The organism is Brevibacillus formosus, from assembly GCF_003013405.1.
Classification (GTDB): domain Bacteria; phylum Bacillota; class Bacilli; order Brevibacillales; family Brevibacillaceae; genus Brevibacillus; species Brevibacillus formosus.
In genome coordinates this window covers 56,047-75,200 of sequence record NZ_PXZL01000002.1, presented here as the reverse complement: position 1 = coordinate 75,200, position 19,154 = coordinate 56,047, and the positions used below count along the sequence as shown (strand labels likewise).

20 protein-coding genes, 1 pseudogene and 1 other annotated feature are annotated in these 19,154 nt (G+C 42.4%); of the genes and pseudogenes, 12 read left to right on the top strand and 9 right to left on the bottom strand.

All coding sequences use genetic code 11. The annotated features are described in order from the left end of the window. Positions 1–250: 250 nt before the first annotated feature. Positions 251–1,042, bottom strand: a complete 792-nt coding sequence (locus C7R91_RS03620) for a TatD family hydrolase (protein WP_083995204.1) — start codon at positions 1,040–1,042, stop codon at positions 251–253. Positions 1,043–1,540: 498 nt separating this feature from the next. On the opposite strand from C7R91_RS03620, the gene C7R91_RS03610 reads away from it, so the two are divergent. After that, entirely contained in the window at positions 1,541–2,044 is a 504-nt protein-coding gene (locus C7R91_RS03610) for a hypothetical protein (RefSeq protein ID WP_047073635.1), read from the top strand. On the opposite strand, the gene C7R91_RS03605 is transcribed toward C7R91_RS03610, so the two are convergent. The 3 genes from C7R91_RS03605 to C7R91_RS03595 all read right to left on the bottom strand — a co-directional run bounded on the left by C7R91_RS03605 (position 2,041) and on the right by C7R91_RS03595 (position 5,950). Next, positions 2,041–4,365 carry an ABC transporter permease gene (locus C7R91_RS03605; RefSeq protein WP_174769386.1) on the bottom strand — a complete coding sequence of 775 codons (2,325 nt, stop codon included), beginning with the start codon at positions 4,363–4,365 and terminating at the stop codon, positions 2,041–2,043. The genes C7R91_RS03610 and C7R91_RS03605 overlap by 4 nt on opposite strands. Before the next feature lie 2 nt (positions 4,366–4,367). Further along, positions 4,368–5,072 (bottom strand): ABC transporter ATP-binding protein, encoded by a 705-nt coding sequence (locus tag C7R91_RS03600; RefSeq protein WP_047073638.1) that lies wholly within the window; start codon positions 5,070–5,072, stop codon positions 4,368–4,370. 170 nt (positions 5,073–5,242) lie between these two features. Beyond that, a complete protein-coding gene (locus C7R91_RS03595) occupies positions 5,243–5,950 on the bottom strand; it encodes a DNA alkylation repair protein (protein ID WP_047073639.1) in 708 nt (235 codons plus the stop codon). Positions 5,951–6,096: 146 nt separating this feature from the next. Here C7R91_RS03595 and C7R91_RS03590 point away from each other — a divergent pair, with 146 nt between their 5' ends. The 4 genes from C7R91_RS03590 to C7R91_RS03575 all read left to right on the top strand — a co-directional run bounded on the left by C7R91_RS03590 (position 6,097) and on the right by C7R91_RS03575 (position 8,734). Then, on the top strand, positions 6,097–6,906 hold the full coding sequence (locus C7R91_RS03590) for a TrmB family transcriptional regulator (RefSeq protein ID WP_012684714.1): 810 nt from the start codon (positions 6,097–6,099) through the stop codon (positions 6,904–6,906). Positions 6,907–6,988: 82 nt separating this feature from the next. Next, entirely contained in the window at positions 6,989–7,723 is a 735-nt protein-coding gene (locus tag C7R91_RS03585; RefSeq protein WP_047073642.1) for an AzlC family ABC transporter permease, read from the top strand. Beyond that, entirely contained in the window at positions 7,714–8,046 is a 333-nt protein-coding gene (locus C7R91_RS03580; protein WP_047073643.1) for an AzlD domain-containing protein, read from the top strand. Before C7R91_RS03585 ends, C7R91_RS03580 begins: the two co-directional genes overlap by 10 nt. A 106-nt stretch (positions 8,047–8,152) precedes the next feature. Further along, a complete protein-coding gene (locus tag C7R91_RS03575) occupies positions 8,153–8,734 on the top strand; it encodes a type 1 glutamine amidotransferase family protein (RefSeq protein WP_047073644.1) in 582 nt (193 codons plus the stop codon). A 118-nt stretch (positions 8,735–8,852) separates the two neighbouring features. Here C7R91_RS03575 and C7R91_RS03570 read toward each other — a convergent pair whose 3' ends face one another. Next, positions 8,853–9,422 (bottom strand): SF0329 family protein, encoded by a 570-nt coding sequence (locus C7R91_RS03570; RefSeq protein WP_047073645.1) that lies wholly within the window; start codon positions 9,420–9,422, stop codon positions 8,853–8,855. A 48-nt stretch (positions 9,423–9,470) separates the two neighbouring features. Then, positions 9,471–9,948 (bottom strand): annotated as a pseudogene (locus tag C7R91_RS03565) (hypothetical protein). A gap of 281 nt (positions 9,949–10,229) precedes the next feature. On the opposite strand from C7R91_RS03565, the gene C7R91_RS03560 reads away from it, so the two are divergent. Together C7R91_RS03560 and C7R91_RS03555 are read left to right on the top strand one after the other, a co-directional pair. Beyond that, entirely contained in the window at positions 10,230–10,760 is a 531-nt protein-coding gene (locus tag C7R91_RS03560; RefSeq protein WP_047073648.1) for a GNAT family N-acetyltransferase, read from the top strand. A 327-nt stretch (positions 10,761–11,087) separates the two neighbouring features. After that, positions 11,088–11,498, top strand: coding sequence for a YjdF family protein (locus tag C7R91_RS03555; protein WP_047073649.1), 411 nt, complete (start codon positions 11,088–11,090; stop codon positions 11,496–11,498). Positions 11,499–11,740: 242 nt separating this feature from the next. Here C7R91_RS03555 and rlmD read toward each other — a convergent pair whose 3' ends face one another. Beyond that, a complete protein-coding gene (gene rlmD, locus C7R91_RS03550; RefSeq protein ID WP_047073651.1) occupies positions 11,741–13,123 on the bottom strand; it encodes a 23S rRNA (uracil(1939)-C(5))-methyltransferase RlmD in 1,383 nt (460 codons plus the stop codon). A gap of 170 nt (positions 13,124–13,293) precedes the next feature. On the opposite strand from rlmD, the gene C7R91_RS03545 reads away from it, so the two are divergent. Next, on the top strand, positions 13,294–13,635 hold the full coding sequence (locus C7R91_RS03545; RefSeq protein ID WP_047073653.1) for a hypothetical protein: 342 nt from the start codon (positions 13,294–13,296) through the stop codon (positions 13,633–13,635). A 106-nt stretch (positions 13,636–13,741) separates the two neighbouring features. Here C7R91_RS03545 and C7R91_RS03540 read toward each other — a convergent pair whose 3' ends face one another. Then, entirely contained in the window at positions 13,742–15,178 is a 1,437-nt protein-coding gene (locus tag C7R91_RS03540) for an eCIS core domain-containing protein (protein ID WP_052773440.1), read from the bottom strand. 134 nt (positions 15,179–15,312) lie between these two features. Continuing rightward, positions 15,313–15,572 (top strand) — a binding site (T-box leader). 98 nt (positions 15,573–15,670) lie between these two features. Between C7R91_RS03540 and ilvA the strand changes: the two genes are divergently transcribed. Together ilvA and yhfH are read left to right on the top strand one after the other, a co-directional pair. Further along, the gene (gene ilvA, locus C7R91_RS03535) at positions 15,671–16,918 is read left to right on the top strand and encodes a threonine ammonia-lyase IlvA (protein ID WP_047073655.1); all 1,248 of its coding nucleotides are present in this window, start codon (positions 15,671–15,673) and stop codon (positions 16,916–16,918) included. Between the two features lie 181 nt (positions 16,919–17,099). Beyond that, complete coding sequence (yhfH, locus tag C7R91_RS03530) at positions 17,100–17,261, top strand: protein YhfH (RefSeq protein WP_007721579.1); 162 nt, start codon at positions 17,100–17,102, stop codon at positions 17,259–17,261. Between the two features lie 117 nt (positions 17,262–17,378). Here yhfH and C7R91_RS03525 read toward each other — a convergent pair whose 3' ends face one another. After that, positions 17,379–17,744 carry a hypothetical protein gene (locus tag C7R91_RS03525; protein ID WP_236697965.1) on the bottom strand — a complete coding sequence of 122 codons (366 nt, stop codon included), beginning with the start codon at positions 17,742–17,744 and terminating at the stop codon, positions 17,379–17,381. A gap of 95 nt (positions 17,745–17,839) precedes the next feature. Here C7R91_RS03525 and C7R91_RS03520 point away from each other — a divergent pair, with 95 nt between their 5' ends. Further along, complete coding sequence (locus tag C7R91_RS03520) at positions 17,840–18,412, top strand: hypothetical protein (protein ID WP_047073660.1); 573 nt, start codon at positions 17,840–17,842, stop codon at positions 18,410–18,412. A gap of 94 nt (positions 18,413–18,506) precedes the next feature. Next, positions 18,507–19,070, top strand: a complete 564-nt coding sequence (locus tag C7R91_RS03515; RefSeq protein ID WP_047073662.1) for a biotin transporter BioY — start codon at positions 18,507–18,509, stop codon at positions 19,068–19,070. Positions 19,071–19,154 lie beyond the last annotated feature (84 nt).

Here is a 19,154-nt window from a genome sequence, read left to right as displayed (position 1 = left end):
CGAATTCGAAAGCGTTGGTTCTGCAGCCTGAGCAGGAAGTGTTATAGACAGGACAACTAAGAATAGACCTAGACTTGAAGCCATACTTTTTTTTAGCATAAACAAACCACCTTTCTTTTATTTTTATCCATTATTTGTAATTTAAATCTATTTTTAACAGTCGTAAAGCGACGTTTTTGTGAAATGCTCTATATTCATTGCCTTGTCACAAAATGAAAAAGAGGGCACGAGTCCCTCTTTCGAAAATTACCTATAAGCTAAAAAATTCTTTCGCAGTCTTGGTAGTAGCGCTGGCCACTTCCTCAGGGCTCAATCCCATACATTGTGCGACCGCATGCAATATATGTCTCAAATATATTGGCTCATTCCGACCGTCCACAGGCTTTTCTTTCAAATCACGAGGGGTTAAAAATGGCGCGTCGGTTTCAATCATCAAACGATTCAAGGGAATCTTTTTCACAAGCTCCCGAAGATGCTTCCCGCGTCGTTCATCACAAATCCAGCCCGTAATCCCGATATGGAAGTCCATCTCTAAATAGGTTTCCAATTCCTTGGAGGTTCCGGTAAAGCAGTGTACAACCGCATGATTGATATTTTGACGATGCTCTTTGAGAATAGAGACAAAATCAAGATGAGCATCGCGTTCATGCAAAAACAACGGCAGTTGAAGTTCTGTGGCCAGGGAAATTTGTTCGATGAACCACTTTCTTTGAATATCACGGGGGGAGAAGTCACGGTTATAATCTAGCCCGCACTCTCCAATCGCTACCACATGGGGAAGAGATGCCAGTTCTCTTAATTTCTTGATCTCCGATTCATCACAGCTTTTTGCATCGTGAGGATGAATACCTGCCGTAGTGTACAGCTTTCCTTTGGAGCGACTCGCATATCGTGAGGCATCTATACTGTTTCTCAAGCTTGTCCCTGTCAAAATTAACGGGTATATTCCTTGTTTCTCTGCTCTGGCAACGACCTCATCGCGATCTTGGTGAAAGGAGCGGTGCATCAGGTTTACGCCTATATCGATGATTTGTGTATCCAAGAGAAACCATCCTTCCTAGTAAGAGGTATGAGTGCGTACTGATTTTCACTAAGATTCCTATTTTTGGTTGTTTTTCATTATAGCTGATGGAGCTGTTAGGTTCTATAGACGAAAAGACGAAAAATCCTCCCTGCGGTGACAGAGAGGATTCTTTGCTTTCATTTTCAAGTAGGAATGATTCTATTACTCAACCAAAAATCTGCTTATATATCAGATCAGCATTCTCTTTCTTTACAAACTTTCGAACCTTGCCTTCTTTATCGATAAATGCCCAACGATAGCCCCATTGTGCATCTTCCTCTGGAGTTGGTTTGTACGCAAACACGCCTTTGTTTGAGCCTTTCCAATCAGAGTCGGGTCCATATTGATTGTATTGCTTCAATGCATGTTCTTTATAAACGTACTTATACTGGATGGTTATTCACAAAATGTTCACTTATGAAGAGATGTTTGCTATCACTATAATAGCAAAGTGTTAAAAAGAAGGGATGATGAGATATGCATGCAGAGACAAGACTTCCTCGAAACGGAAAAGAGGGTATCCTATTTTTATTGATTATTTCAATCCTTTCCGTAAACATTATTGCGCCTATTATAGTGGGGCTGGAACGTGGGTTTAGCAAAGAAGTTTATTTAGACACAGTAAAGATAATCCCCTTTATGTGGATCATTGTTGTTCTATTGGTAAAACTGGTTGCGGGACCGATTGTAAGCAAAGTGATGCCAAAATTCGTGGGTCAGACAGATGGATTTAATGCCAGAGTGTTACTAAATATTTTGCTAAATGTTACGATCTTATCTATTTTGTTGTCCATTATCGGAATGTGGGGTGGCACGAAGGAAATAAGTCTAGAACCGTTTCGAAACTTCCTTCATAACTGGCCGAGAAACTTCGGTATAGCATTTTGGGTTGAAATATTGATTGCTCACCCAATAGCCAGATTTGCCATGAAAACAATTCACGCAAGACAGGCGCGTAAAGCAGCTGATCGACAATTTTAGTCTACTCCTTTTAATGATTCAATCATATTGATGTTGGTTACTTTTCTTTGAAGGAGCAAGTTGGACAGAATCGTGAGCAAGTAGGCAAGAATAACAGAAACCAACAAGATAGGAATCGTTAATTGATCCGGGATTTGTTGATGGGTACTGGACAGTGCTCTAACAATCACGGAATAGACGTAACCGCTTATCGGTAAAGCTACAAGGATCGCAAATGTAGTGAGAATCAGGTTTTCAAAAAAGATAAGTCGGTTTATTTTATGTTTTTGATAGCCTAATACCTTAAGTGTTGCAAGCTCGCGATTCCTTTCATAAATGTTGATGGAAGAGATTGTGTATATCGCGCCAAAAGAGAGGATGACGGCGCAAACAATAAACATGATAAATACAAAATTGTTTTGTTTCAAAATATATTCAGCGGTTTTCTTTAGGTCAGTTCTATCTGCAATCGTTTCTACATGAGGATCTTGTTCAAAGAAGTTACGAACGCTAATAAGATCTACAGAGCTGTTTGCTTGAACGAAAAGCGAGGTTGGGCTGTAGTCTATGCCAAAGCTCTTTAAATAGTCTGGTGTGATATAAAACGAAGGATTCGAATACTGCGTAGATATATGTAAAACCTTCATATCTGCAGATTTGTTTTTAAGCTCTGGTGCTTTGAACGCAATATGGATGACATCTCCTGCTGAAATATGATATTTGTCGGCATAGGATTTTGGTACCAGCACACCATTATTTTCGAGAGTGATCGGTTTATCATTTTCGTCAAAGAAATGAATGAGAGTGTTTTCTTTTTCAGTAACAACGAGAGTGGCATTATCTTTTTCATCACCTTTTATGAATTCAACAGGAAAGGTGGATAGATCATAACTATTTTTTATACCGGAGGGGAGCTTTACCGTATCAATAGATGTTCCCATCGTATAATCCACTCGTAAATCATACGTGTAAACATCTTCTATTTGACTCGCTACTTTTTGCAGGGCAGATTGAGTGCCAAAAGCAGTGATCAATAAGACCGTACTTACAACAACACCAATGGAGCTCGCTAAAGCTTTTTGTTTATTAAGGAAAATGTTTCTTAAAATGAGTTTGTAGCTATAGGAAATATGACTCCAGATAACCGGAATTCTTTCTATCCATAGCGTTTTCATCTTCTTTGGCGGTTTGGGACGCATAGCCTGAGCCGCACGTTCTTTTAATAGGGTTCTACCACTTAAGTAACACGCTAGGATGCCAAAAGCACTGGAGAAAATAATGGGTGGAATGAAAGAGTAAAAAGAAAGGGAGTATGTAATGCCAGGCAGAGAGTAGGCTCTTGCACTTGATGCAGCTACGAATGGAACAAATACAAGAGCGGCAATCGCACAACCGATGATTGAGCCTATGAGACCTGCCAGCACAGGGTATCCCATGTAATGAAGCATGATGCTTCTGTTTTGGACACCTAAAGCTTTCATAATCCCTACTTGGTGTCTTTGAGAATCAATCATTCTCGACATGGTAAGAAACAGGATAATAGCGACAATCAAAAAGAGAACGAAAGGGATAACCATACTCATCAATTTATTGTTCTGTATCGTTTCATTTATTTTCGAATAGCTGAAAGTTCGTTCTTTACTTACTTGGTTTACATAAGGAAGGTGTTTGGAGTGTGCTTCAATGGATTGACCTAATTTGTCGATATCGTAACCTTCTGTCGCATCGATCATGATCTCATTATAGGAAAGGCGGCCTAAGATTTCAGAGAGGGTCTCTTCGGCAATATAAGCGACTCCGTAGGTTTTATGGTCTTGTATTTCGTTCTTTTTTGCATGCTCGACATTCTCACCCAAGCCGCTAATGGTAAATGTAAAATCTCTTTCATTCACACGAATACTGATTTCATCACCGACTTGAAAAAGATGTTCTTTCGCATAACGCGAATCTAATAATATCTCATTCTTTTTGGACGGGATTCTGCCCTCAATCAGAGCAATCGTGTTAATTTCGTTTTTGACAGGGATGGAATGAATTTTCAAAGAAGCTTTTTTACCTTCAAAGGATTGGATGGCATCAAAGGTATAACGTGCTTCTATTTTTTTAATGCCTTCTATTTCACTTAGAACAGCGACATCATTTTGGGAAATTTGATTGTAATATACATACAGGTCGCTTATGTTATGTTCTTGAAAATAACCTTCTGTATAAGCACTAAGATTATTGCTATAAGTTACTAGCCCCACATAGAAAAAAGCTCCTACTGCGATAACCAAAACAAAGGCGATAAATTGCCCGATCGATTGTTTGATATCCCTTCCTAATTTTAAAAATAATTTCATCATCACCACTCAATCCCTTCCACACTTTGCTTTTTACGATTAATGGTAACGCTTTCAATCATCCCGCTTTTCACCTTAATAATTTTGTCAGCCATAGGAGCAATGGCGGAATTATGTGTGACCAATACGACGCACTTTTTCGTTTCTTTGTTCAAGTCCTGGAGAAGCTTTAAGACGGATTTACCTGTCACATAATCCAATGCTCCGGTTGGTTCATCACAAAGTAAAAGCAAAGGATTTTTGGCAACAGCTCTCGCAATTGCAACTCTTTGTTGTTCGCCGCCAGAGAGCTGGGAAGGGAAGTTTTTCATGCGATTTTGTAATCCAACTTTATGTAAAATCTCTTTCGCATCCAGATGGTTTTTACATACTTCCGAGGCAAACTCAACATTTTCGAGAGCGTTTAAATTCGGAATTAAGTTATAGAATTGAAAGACAAAGCCTACTTTCTCACCGCGGTATTGCGTTAATTTTTTTTCGTTGAACGCGGTGATTTCTTGGTCGCCAACAAATACCTGACCTGAGGTAGCCGTATCCATTCCGCCAAGCAAATTCAAAATCGTACTTTTACCAGCACCACTTGCACCCAAAATAACGACGAATTCTCCCTCCGCTATGGAAAAATCAACACCATTAAGCGCTTTGATAGGTACTTCTCCGATTTTGTATTCTTTCGTTACTTTTTTGAATTCGATTAACGTCTTCACGGATTACAACTCCTCGTACCTTATTTTCGAAACTTAGATACCATGATATACCAATGGGAGGTAGTTACATCCCGCAGTCGACGTATTTTGGCCTCGGTCTCCAGAAGTAGTTTGTTCACGCTTGTCAGAAAAATCGCTACACGCTCAGTATCGCCTTTACATTCCTACTATTAACACCTCACATGTTTCCGTTTGAAGCCAAGCTGACCTTTACTTACTGCCTTTTGAATATTATCGAAAGCGTTTACGAACTTGCTTTTTGCTTTGTCTTTTTGGACTTCTACAGGTCCTACTGCCTTTGTGATTTCGACTGCCTTATCGTGGAGTGGCAAATAGGAAGTTGCCACGGTGTAAATAAATTGATTCATAGCGTATTTCGTTCGTTCAGGGGAATCGTGAATCGTATCTTTCACGGTTTCAAGCATAGTGGCGATTTTGCTTTCGGAAAATTCCCGATCGGGGCGATTACCCAAAAGCCAGCAGTAACAACTCCAGCCCGCGGACATTCTGAGCTCTTCGCCGCTTGTGATCCATTGATCTGCAACTTCTTGGGCAATATCTGCTTCAGATAAGGTTACTGCCACCACATAATCGGACAGCATATAAAAATAAGCTGAGTCCATCCAGCGATCAAAATCCGCCTTGGTCATTGCTTTCGGGTCTGCGATCACACCGGCAAAGTACATGGCGTCGTAGTTTCCGGTAGCGTAAAGCTGCTCAGCCAAAGGCTGATTGATCTTGATCTTTCTCGCCATGGGCTTCATAGCCCCTGTAGCCACGCCAAAAAGTGGTTCGTGAGCGCCATTGGATAGATAAATTTTCTTGGTTCGTTCCTTGCCAAGAGCTTCAAGTTCTTGCATGACCATCTCCAAATCCATCGTATATCCCTTCTTTCGTTGTTTTCTCGGCCATCCAAACACAAAGTATCATTAAAATGATTGACGATATGATTAGTGATTATTATAATAACCACCATAGAACTTAGAGGTTATAACAATAATCACTAAAAAGGTGCTGGTTTTCTTTGGATGAAATCTATAAAGAACTTCAGAAATTGGGATTTTCGCAATATGAATGCAAAGCTTATATCGGACTCTTGAAGCAGTCTCCTATAACTGGATATGAGATTAGTAAAAGATCGGGTGTACCGCGTTCCATGATTTATGAAGTATTGGGCAAATTGTTAGATAAAGGTGCAGTTTATACGGTACCATCTGAACCTCTGACTTACTCTCCTTTGCCCGCTAAAGAATTAATCACGCGATTGCGAAATTCCTTCGAGCAATCATTTGATTATCTTGAAAAAAATCTATCTGCCTTAGAAAGTGAACAGCAAGTAGACGTGGTTCGACGCATTAGTACTGATGAACTGGTTATCACAGAAATGGTCGACATGATAAACAAAGCCCGAGAGGAACTATGGTTATCGATTTGGCAACCACAGATTTCTTTTATTAAACAGGACGTAGATAAGCGGGTAAAAGAAGGTGTTCCTGTATTTTCTATGTTGTTTGGAGCACCCGATACCGAGTTAGGGGCAACCACTCATCATGATTACATGTCTCCGAAAGTAGCAGAGGAACGTATGAGTGGTCGTTTAACCATTGTCTCCCGGGACAATGAAGAAGTATTAATAGCAAATTTCGCTCCAAATACCGCTGCATGGGCTATAAAAACACAAGACCCGGCACTTGTATTAGTAGCAGTGGAGTACATCAGGCACGACATTATGTTTGCACAATTAGTTAAGGAAGTTGGCCCCGAGAAAGCCGAAGCTGTCTGGATTAACCATCCTGACCTGTTCCACGTGGTTACAGGAAAACGGTTCAAGTAATTTGAACCGTATTTTCTTTCATTTTTCCATAGTAGTTATGATAATAACTCCCTGAATGTAAATAAGACTAAGGAGGGATAAAATGGGTTTAGCGAATGACAAAATCGAAACGGTGGCAGATTCAAGAGATAAGGATACGTTTCGCCAAGGTGTAAAGGATTGTGTCCCTACGTTGCTCGGTTATTTAAGTATTGGATTCGCTGCTGGTGTGATCGAAAGGACAGCAGGTCTTAGTATAGCTGAGATAGCTCTGATCAGTTTAATTCTTTATGCTGGCTCAGCCCAATTTATCGCTGCCGGAATGATGGCAGCAAGCAGTTCGATTACCACCATTATTATTACGATTTTCTTTGTTAATCTGCGGCATCTTTTACTTAGTGCAGCCCTGGCACCATATTTTCGGCATCTTTCTCCGCTTAGAAACATGCTAGTAGGGTCTCTACTTACCGATGAGTCGTTTGGTGTTGCTATCAACGAAGCTGCAAAAAAGAATTACATTAGTGAAAAATGGATGCACGGTTTAAATGTAACGGCTTATTTAAACTGGTGCGTAGCCAATATAGCCGGGGCATTCCTGGGACAATGGATTTCAAATCCTGAAACATTAGGTTTGGATTTTGCTTTAACAGCGATGTTTATTGGGCTTCTGGTACTTTCGATGTTAAGTCGAAAGAAAATCAGACGTGATGTGGTTGTCGCGATAATCGCAGTTGTTATTGCTGTGGGAGCCAGTTCGGTATTGTCTAGCAGTATGGGAGTTATTGTTGCTACAATTTTTGCTTCAACGATAGGGATGGTGATGGAAAAATGGAAGTAAGATTGGATGTTTTTTTGATGATTGTAGGAGCAGCTATTGTTACATTCATCCCCAGAGTCCTTCCTCTTATGGTACTGAGTCGCTTTCAATTGCCAGAGTGGGCAACACGATGGTTAAGCTATGTCCCCATATCTGTTATGGCGGCTCTAGTAGCGCAAGAGATATTTAAAAATGGTGAAAATATATCTTTTTCTACGAATAATATTGAACTTTTAGCAGCCATACCAACCTTTTTCATTGCGATAAAAACACGTAGTTTATTAGTAACTGTACTCGCAGGCATTATTGTTGTGATGGTTTTACGTTTTTTGTTTCCAGCTTGATCCCTTCACGATGTTCATATGATTTCCATTTTCTTTCCTGACCATAACTGTCAGTGAAGTTGTTTTACAATTCATTTGTAGAACACGTTAAAAGGAGGGAATCACTTTGAAAGAAGTGTTGATTTTTATTACGGATGGTTTTGCTGATTGGGAAGCAAGTTACGTCAGTTCAGAGCTGAATAAACCAGGTACAGGATATCGTGTAAAGACAATCGCCATTGATCAGGAGCCTAAGGTTTCGATGGGGGGGTTAACGGTCCTTCCGGATTATAGCGTAAACGAATTCAATCCGAATGTAGATATCGCCATGTTAATCATACCTGGCGGAACGGGGTGGAGAGAAGAGAAGAATCAGCTAGCAAAAGTAGTGGTTGAGTATTGTGTTAGCAGGGATATTCCTGTCGCTGCCATCTGTGATGCTACGACTTTTTTGGGAAATCACGGATTTTTGGACAATCATAAACATACAGGCAATACGTTAGCTTATTTGAAGGAAGGAGCTCCGAATTATAGAGGAGATCAATATTATGTAGAGGGTCAGTCAATCCGGGACGAGAATCTCATCACTGCGAACGGAAGCGGTGCATTGGAGTTTTCAAGGCATATCTTGGAGAGATTGGGTGTTTTGGAAGGCGAGGAATTGAATCAATGGTATGAATTATTTAAAAAGGGGTACTTTCCCTCGTAACAGTTTGGTTTGATAGGAAAGCACGAAAGCATACATGCTTGGGTGCTTTCCTATTTTATTCGGATCAGCGAGAAATCCACTTTGAGAAGAGTCAAGAAACCTCCTGACATATTTATTTTCAAAATGTACCAAGCCGTAGTTCATAAAAATACTGCACAATGGGATGCTTTAACTTCATCTTCTCGGCCATATTTAAAATCCTCTTTTTACCAACCCTTCTGTCCACCAAGGCTAGAATATTCAATAAGATATCATTGCTCTCTATGCTTTCCTCTATTGAAATAGATAAAAACTGATTAGCCACAACGAGAAAATTTGATTTACTTAATGATGCCTGTGCCGACAAAAGCTCCTTTGCATATTCGGATATTTTTCTGCCTCTTGCAATTACTTTTAGACGATCCTCCGGTACGACCCCCTTGGTATCTTTTCTGACTGCTTCAATTTCTTCATTGTTGATAGGAATTTGGATATCTGAATCATTCTTAATTTCCTGCTCCGTCTGATACCATTTGATTGAGCTAGTTATATCACTCATATTAAGTACGTTCTTTTTATCTACGGCAATGTAACAAATTCCGGATTTATCAGGTAAATAACGGTAACCGGTTGCACGGTATTCGACCCTTCCATATAACGCAGGACAGAGAAAGCTCTCCAGTTGTTTCTTCAATTTGCTCCAGGACATGTATCCTCCTATGTTCTCAAGGCCATATTTGGCGAAGTTACTCTTTTATTAACAATTATACGTAACTTCTAGCTTATTATTGGCATAAATGGTTCCGTAAGTAGCACAAAGTAACATACCACCACAAACCTCGCTGCTCACTTGAAAGTTTATGTTGTCTTCATATGTGTCTATGCTATCAGCTCTAATTGTATCGACAAGCTTTTTGAAATGAAGGACCGGTAAATACTTCGCTATCATATCATAACTTGATAAATTATCTTTATTTTCATAAGGATTATATGCTTGGATGTCTTTATAAATCGGACTTGGACTATATGGATCATGTTTTATATCACATAAGTGCGTTATAATCCACATTCGAAATTGCTCACTTATAAGATCCGCATGCTCTTCTAACTCCTTAAATCTATTACCATAATAGATTGTTGCTTTTTTTAACCTCTCGTCTTGGGACATATCATCCGTTGCCCCTGTAATATCGCATACTCCAGTAAGCTTCACCATCTCTATCTATTTTTATCATAATGTCCTCCCATACCCATATAACTGAGATTCGTCGTGCTATTTGGTCTATATACGTAATCAAGGTAGTTTCATCCATAATATGAGTATAGCCTGATAAAAAAGCAGAAGAAGGCCATCTGCTACAATAAATCCCAATTATTTATGTCCACAAGAAGAGCCACACTCTCCACATGCGTCGTGCAGGGATAACAGATATATGATATGGTGGAATTGTGTAGTTGTATGAATTATTAGAAAACTATTTAGTTAATTGAAGGTAGCCATTCAAGGGGGAAAACGATGTACATATATTTAGAGTTTGAAAGCAAAATGGTTGATGAATTAGTAGAATTTTTAACATCAGAAACATGGAGTTTTCATGGACACGAGAATCCTACTGAGGAGTCTATAAGAGAAAATGTAGCCAACGGAAATTATACCGAAAACGGGAAGCAAACATTTTGGATCATGGATAATCATACAAAAATTGGTTTAATTAGAGTTTTTGATTTAGAAGATCCTATATGTTTATTCGATTTGCGATTGAAAGAAAAGTTTAGAGGCAAAGGAATAGCAAAGGATGTCCTTAATTGGTTAAGTGCTTATGTATTCAATAAGTACACTCATATTATTAGAATCGAAGGTCATACCAGATATGATAATTTTGCAATGAGAAAAACGTTCTTTAATAGCGGATTTGTAAAAGAATCTTATAACCGTAGATCATGGAGACAAGGCGGACAATTATTTGATTCTGTTGGGTATGCAATGATAAGAGAAGACTGGGAGAACAATACCAAAACAATAATAGAAGATACCTTTCCATACTAACTTAAAGGAAGCATAGGTGAAGAAAGACTCTGAAATGTAATATATGGTTTTCTGTTAATGGGCGCTATTGTTGAAAAAGAGTTATCGAAAAAAGGAGCAGGCCTTGCCTTTTGAATCGGAGTGGAACATCTGTGTATTAGGGCGGCGTTTTTATGGGAATTTTAGGGGATGAATGATACAATAAGAGCCAGTAATATTGCAACGGGAACGAAAAAACACGGTTCGGTTGGTAGTCCGAACGCATGGTCATAATTTTGTCCATGTCAGTAACCTTCCCCCCTCGGGATGTCCATCGTTACTCGTAATACTTTTTGAGGGGGAATATTTATGAAACTGACTGTCTACTATGATGGTCAATTTTGGGTAGGTGTTGTAGAGGAAAATGATAACGGTAGGTTGAAAGCAGGCAGACATTTATTTGGTTCTGAACCAAAGGATAATGAAATTCTGGAGTTCATCCAGAAAAATATTCATGAAGTCACAAACAAATTATCACAAGAGGTGGATATTAATACCTCTTGTGACCGAAGGGTTAATCCAAAACGTTTAGCCAGACAAGTGGCTCGCGAGCTAAGCATGAAAGGAATCTCTTCTTATGCTCAAGAGGCTTTGAAATTGGAGTATGAGAAGAGAAAAATAGAGAAAAAAGTATACACTCGTCAACAAAGAGACGAAATGAAGGAACGAAAAAGAGAATTAAGACTTCAAAAAGCTAAAGCTAAGCATCGAGGTAAATAATTCGGATAGTTTTTTATGCAAGTGCGTGGGTTATCACCATCTTTTTTTAGTGGTATAGCCCCACTTGTATTTCAGTGAAGATAAATGCATTCAAAGATAACGCAAGTTTATCTGAAATCATACAAAAAAACGCAAATGTGTGGTCAACGCCTGTTTTCTTCCTAAAACGATCTTAATCCATAATCAAATGAAAAAGGCTAAACTCCCATTGCATCAAGGGAATTTAGCCTTTTCTTTAACACCTATTTCAACGTCAAGAGCGTCACTGACTCCACATGCGCCGTATGAGGGAACATATCCACCGGCTGCACACTCTTCAACTCATAACGCTGCATCAGCTTCCCAACATCCTTCGCCAGCGTAGAAGGATTACAAGACACATACACAATCTTCTTCGGCTGCACATCCAGTAAGGAACGAATCAGCGCATCATCCAGCCCAGTCCGCGGTGGATCAACTACGACAACATCCGGTCGAGTCCCTTGCTTGGCCCATTGCGGCATCAAGACCTCCGCACGCCCCACGTGAAAGCTGGCATTCGCCGCTAGGTTACGCTCTGCATTGCGATTGGCATCCTCGACAGCCTCAGGAATCAGTTCGATCCCGCGAACCTCGCGGGCATAAGGAGCGAGCCATAAGCCAATCGTCCCTGTACCACAATACAAATCGAGCACGAGCTCTTTTCCGGTCAGTCCAGCAGCCGTTTTCACCTGATTGTACAGCTTTTGCGTTTGCTCGGGATTCAATTGGAAGAAGGCACGAGCCGACAAGTCGAAGGAGAGCTCACCCAGCTTTTCAGCGATGGAAGCCTTGCCCCACAAGGATAGTGTCTTGTCACCGAAAACGAGTGACGTTTTTTGCATGTTTACGTTTTGCGCGATACCTACCAGATCAGGCAGTCTCGTGCGGAGCTCCATAAGTAGCTCTTTCACCCGTGGAATTTCTGGTGTAGCCGTTACAAGCGTTAATTGCGTTTCACCCGTTGCAAAAGCGACACGAGCTACGATCGTGCGGATAACGCCCGTCCGTTTTTTCTCGTCGTAGATCGGAATACCGAGCTCCTCGATGATTTGCTTCGCTGTTTGGACGATTTTCGTTGTCGCTCCATGCTGCACCTGACAGCCTTCCAAGTTGACGAGCTTGTGGCTGCCTGTTTGATACAGTCCAGCGATGAGCTTGCCTTTTTCCTTGCCCACCTGAAACTGTGCTTTATTTCGATACGACCACGGGTTATCCATACCAATCGTAGGAGCGACTGGTGGCTGATTCAGTCGAGCGTACTTGCGCAATGACTCAATGACGATTTCCTGCTTACTCGCGAGCTGTGCGGCGTAATCCATGTGCTGCAAGCTGCATCCGCCACACTCTGCATAGACTGGACAGGGGGGCTTCGTGCGAGATGCTGATTTTTCAACGACTCGTAAAAGACGCGCGGTCGCGTATTTTTCTCTTGCCTCGGTCACCTCTGCATGGACGACCTCGCCAGGGAGGGCACCCTCTACGAAAACAATTTTTCTTTTAAAATAGCCGATCCCTTCGCCATTAATGCCCAAGCTCTTGATCGTGAGCGTCATTTGCTGACCGACACGGATGCTGGCATCTTGTTCTTTTTTATGCGTTGTCATCTGTTCCGTTCTCCTCAAGCAATTCAGTATTTCCCTATTATAGAGCATTACCGAAGACGTTGCATGTATGCGAGAGACTTCACCGGTGCCAGTCAGATAATGGAAACTTCCTGTCCAGCTATGTTTTTGTTATAATAGTGCGGAGAATAATGAGGGAGTTGTGACGCTAGATGCAAGATCTATTTGAAAAAATGAAAGAATATCTCAACATGGATACTGAGATTTCTTTTGACGAGTTTGATGGCTACTACAAAAAGGTAACTGCGTTTCTAAACGATAGCTGGCAAACGCTGAACGAGGAAGATACGATGCACATGCTGTTCATCCTCGACAACCTCAAGTCAAACGGTGAAGATCGCTCCAAGCGCAAAATCAAGGAAGCGAAAAAATACGCGAAAATGGCGCAGCGCACAGAGATTTGGGCAAATGCACTGATCGGCCGTCTGCGTGAAGCTGGTTTGACTGATGAAGAAATCGGCAAGCGTTACGAAGCGATTTACGAAGCAGTATAGGATGTAGCAAAGAGAAAAACGGGTACCGATTTGAGTGCATTGGCTCGAAAGGGGACCCGTTTTTGTTGTATGCGGAGCATGTTTTCCGAAGATCTTTTGACGCAAGCTAGTTGTTCCCATCATCCTCATCTTCTTGGTGATAGCGCTTTGCAAATAGCCGTTCCTTCGATTTCAGCTTTTTTTCCTCACGTTGTTCATCATCCGAGCTGAAATCATCTTCACGGACAGGAGACATATGATCGATTATCGCTTGATCTGTGGGAGTCAAATCTTCGTAGTCCATTTCCCCATCGAAATAATCTTGATAACGAGCTACCTGTTGACGCCCCGCATCAGCGCTTTGTATGAATTCAAAATCTCGTAAGAAGTCATCAAATGTGGCTTTTTCCGCTATGATTTTCCTAAGGAGTGAACGATAAATTTTGCTTGCCCCATGTTTTCGCCATTCTTCCGCCAGGTTAACGGTTGTGCTCAGCATAGCGGCAGCTCGCTTTTGCAGGTCGGAATCTAATAGAGTGAGATCTTCATTAAGCAGGGCTTTTGCCAGAGTAGCATCGTCTTTTGATGTATTCTTCCCGTCTCGCAAGCCCCTGATAAAATCCTTGTAGGTAGTCCTCAGTTTCGCGCCTCCAAAATCCTCTTGCTTGGACGTTAGATAGGGGGCACTACGATTATGCATAGCACCTACTGGCCCAAATCCACTGTCTATGGACAGGTTGGTCGTCTGGGCAGGAGTCCAATTTTGATAAAAAGGACGGATTTTGGAGGTAGTAACCGGTTCAACGTAAGGCTTAACGATCAGTTCGTCATCTTTTCTGGAAACTTCCTCGTATTTTTGTCCGGTTTCAGAAAGCAAGTAAAGCTGCTTGCCGGATGCGGAAAATTCTCCTGTCAACATTTTTAGGTTGACCTTACTTGCCATACCCGGTATCTTCGCCCAAACTCCCTGTATCGGTTTGTTGGCTGGCGGAGAAATAGCTGCAAGAGTTTGCGAATCACCCGAATCAATTACAGGATCACCCACCAGCAAAGCTTTGGCCCCCATCTGATCGGCTTCGTCCTCTAGCCCCACCTCATCATTAACCGCAACACCCGAATCCTGCATTTGCAGCGTAGGCTTCACACGTCCCTGCATTTGTTGGACGACATGCCAGCCCTCATGGGGAAGATGCTGTTCCTGACCGGGCGCCAAATGAATATCAGTGCCTTGTGCGTAGGCCAACGCCCCGATCTGCTTCGGTTTATCCGACTGATAGTGTACTTTTACATCAGACAAATCAATTCCAGAAAGCCTCTCCAAGCCAGATTTGAGCGCATCAGGCATGCCTGTTTCATTTTTTTTAGGCTGAATCACTTTTTTCTGAAGCAATTGCAGGACTGCTTGATTGCCCATGCTTTGTTGGAGTTGCATGACCTGTGCAGGTACGAGTGCGTCTCTGGAAGCCAGAGAGAGAAGGTGTGCTTGCTTTTGTACAGGAACGGTTTTTTGCTTGGAAGTTGTCTCGGGAGAAGAGTGATCATGTAAGTGGCTGTAGTTTCTCAAAAAAGTCACCTCCGATCGAATGCTTGTGATCTATCCATTCGGACTTTTGGGATTATATTCCTGCCGAATAACAAGAAGATTGACAACTAGTGGGTTTCGGCGTAGAATGTTTAACTAATTCGAATAGTTCGTATCTATGAGCGTTGAAAAGGAAGAGTAGAAACAGAAAGCAGCGTGCAGAGAGCCGTTCCCCGTGCTGAAAGAATGGCCGCCAGCCTGTTTTGAAAATCACCTTGGAGCATTGTCCTGGAAAATCAGCTTGTCTAGCCAGTGAGTATAGGACAACGAATTCGTCCTCGTTATCGGACGGGAGTTTCATAGTGAACTGCCTAAGTCTGTTTTTCGTGAGGAAGACAGAGAAGCTGAGTGGTACCGCGATGCCCTCGCCTCAGCCAGCCGTACGCAATTTATGCGTAGCTGGTTGGGGCGGGGGCTTTTTGATTTGGTCTGGTCCGGACGACAAAAGAGAAGGTACTTAGGAGGAACATATATATGCATACGGTCAGAGTGGAAGATATCGTAGTAGCCAATCACGCACTAAAAGACGTGGTGGAGAAGACTCCCTTGCAAAAAAACAAAGTACTGTCTGAGCGCTACGGCTGCAACGTCTATTTGAAAAGAGAAGACTTGCAGGTCGTTCGTTCCTTCAAAATCCGCGGTGCTTATCATTTTATGCGGAATCTTTCCACAATGGAGCGGGAGCGTGGTGTCGTCTGTGCGAGTGCGGGCAATCATGCGCAGGGTGTAGCCTACTCGTGTAACCATTTGCAAATCAAGGGCACGATCTTTATGCCAGCGACCACCCCACGTCAAAAAATTTCACAGGTCAAACTGTTTGGCGGCTCCTATGTAGAGGTTGTATTGATCGGGGACACCTTCGATGATTCATTCGCAGAGGCGATGAAGTATTGCATTCAGGAAGATCGGACCTTTGTCCATCCGTTTGACGATCCATTGGTAGTAGCTGGACAAGGAACAGTCGGTCTGGAGATTATGAATGACATGGAAGAACCAGCTGATTTCGTCTTTATGAGTATCGGCGGAGGTGGGTTGGCAGCGGGTGTGGGAACGTATGTAAAAGGCATCAGCCCGAACACACAGATCATTGGTGTGGAGCCGGCAGGAGCAGCTTCGATGCAAGCAGCTCTGGAGCAAAGCGATGTTGTCACTTTAGATGAAATTGACAAGTTTGTCGATGGTGCAGCCGTCAAGCAAGTGGGGCAGCTAACGATGAGTATTTGTCAGGAGCTGCTGGATGACATCGTGCTGGTACCAGAAGGCAAGGTATGCACAACCATTTTGGAGTTGTATAACAGCAATGCCATTGTCGTAGAACCTGCAGGTGCCCTGTCGATTGCCGCTCTCGATTACTACCGGGATCAAATCGCCGGGAAAAACGTAGTGTGTGTCATCAGCGGGGGAAACAACGACATTGACCGGATGCAAGAGATCAAGGAACGCTCCCTGCTGCATGAGGGCTTGAAGCACTATTTTGTTATCAATTTCCCACAGCGTGCCGGAGCCTTGCGAGAGTTTATGGAAAAAGTACTGGGGCCGCACGATGATATCACACGCTTTGAGTATACGAAAAAGAACAACAAAGAAAATGGCCCAGCGCTTGTTGGCATTGAAATGAAATGCAAAGATGACTATCAGCCTTTAGTCAGTCGGATGAAGCAGCATGGTATCCGTTATGTAGAGATTACGAATGATCCATATTTGTTCAATCTGCTGATTTAGGCCTTTGTGTTACAACAGATGCGGAATTTGCAAAAATGTATGAATACAGCGAAAAAAGGAGCAATAAAGAGAGAATGAGCGAGAGAGAAAGATAAATCGGCGTAATGTATTATAACAAACTTTTATAAAACAGATGCTGTTGTAATACAATACAGTTAATAACACACGGGGGGTTTTAATCATGACGCCGATCACTACTTTCTTTCGCAATCTCGAAGCAAAATGCTGTGCTGCATGCGGTCAGATGATCCACGAACAAGCTGAATCGTATGCAACAGAATGCGCACCTTGCCAAGAGCAAGCATCCTTTGACGCTTACAAATACTATCATCAAAAGCGCTAATTCGAACATGAATACTGGATAAAACAGGTGTACCACAGGGCATGAGCCATGGCAGGTATACCTTTTTTTTGATTTAAAGAAAAAGCCGCTGTTCCATAACAACGGCTTTTTCGCATGTCAGCGCGGTTTATCGGCGTGCTTTGCAGCTTCCTGCTTTACGTAATCGATCAGCCCCAATTGAAAGCCTTCCTGTGTTAGGAGACGTTTGGCTTCATACGTACTCGCATAGTAGGCTTCGACATGCGGATCATTGTCCAGAACATACCGACACGCCTGATCACGAGACAACTCCTGGTACCAGTCTGTCTGTTTGATTTGGGCGACGAGATCCTCATAGACCGGTTCCGGCTTTTTCCATGGATTCAAACGATGAATAATTTCACCAAGGATTGCAACAACGATTAGAATTCCGATTAAAAACATGGCTGTCACCTCAAAGGTTGGATCATTCTCATGGTACCACTCTCCTGAAGGCGCCGCCATGGGGAAGTCGGTCTGCTTGCAAAACAAGGAGAAAGCAGGCATGCTATATACTGTAAAAGAAAGGGCCCGAATGCTTGGGAAAAGGAGGGCGGGAGATGTTTCATCCGCTTGTTTTTGACAATATCAGGGTTGTGTTGGAAGGTGCGGTATACGACCGAGACTTCGAAGGGGCAATCACGATTACGAACCGTTCGGATGTCATGGATATGGCTACATTCCATCGACAGTTTCAGATAGAGTTCAAGCTGGCTGATCAACATGATCATGCCGCAGCTGTCCGTGCTGAGATGCAGCTTCGTACCCAGTTGGCGGATATTGCAGCCGAGCAGCTAGAACAGCCGTTGACAGATCATATCGGATGTACGATTTGCATTCATTTTTATTTGCAGATGGAAAATTACAGAGATGTACCCGCAGAAGCGAAAGAAATCACATCGATTCTCAATGACATCTGGGGGCAACGACCGTATATTACACAGAAAGTATCGGCAACGCTTGAGGAACATCGAATCGATTGGCCGCCGAAGCAAATAACCAATCAGGTGACGCTGGACTTTCACCGGAAAATTGATGAAGGCAACATCGATGACTTGAACGAATTAATCGATCATACGGTTCAGTCACTTCAAAAGCTACAGCTATACATGGTTCAACAAGCAAAAAGGTAAGCCGACAGAACGGGGATTTACAAAAGGGCAGATGCGTATTATTATTTTGTTAACCTTATAACATTTTTAGTTAACAAAACGGAGGCTAGTACGCATGAGAAACGAACGCTTGAGATGGCTGTTGCTCTCTGCCATTTTTGCTGCAATGACAGCGGTATTGTCGCAGGTGACGATTCCTTTGCCGTTGATTCCGATTACTGCGCAGACGTTAGCAGTAGGACTTACGGCGACCATTTTGGGAAGACGATACGGGACACTGGCCCTGGTTATTTACGTTTTGCTCGGTGCAGTCGGATTGCCTGTATTCAGCGAGGCAAAAGGCGGATTGCAAGTATTGGTCGGAAAATCCGGCGGGTACATATTTGGGTTTATTGCAACCGCTTATGTGACCGGACTCTACTTGGAGAAAACAAGATTCAACCTGAAAAATGCCATCATCGCCAATATCATTGGCATGTTTGTCACACTCGCTTTTGGTACTGTACAGCTCAAATACGTCATGGACATTCCTTGGGATACCGCTGTCGCTTTTGGTGTAACTCCTTTCCTCATTGTAGGGGTTGTCAAAGCAGTTCTGGCTTCTCTAATCGGCATCAAGGTACGCGAACGACTGATTGCTTCTCGTCTGTTGCGCACAGATCAACCTGTTACACGATGAACAAAAAATTTCGTAAGCCATCCGAAGTTCGGGTGGCTTTTTTTCGCATAATCTCCTATTCGTGCCGGATACTATCGGTAGGAT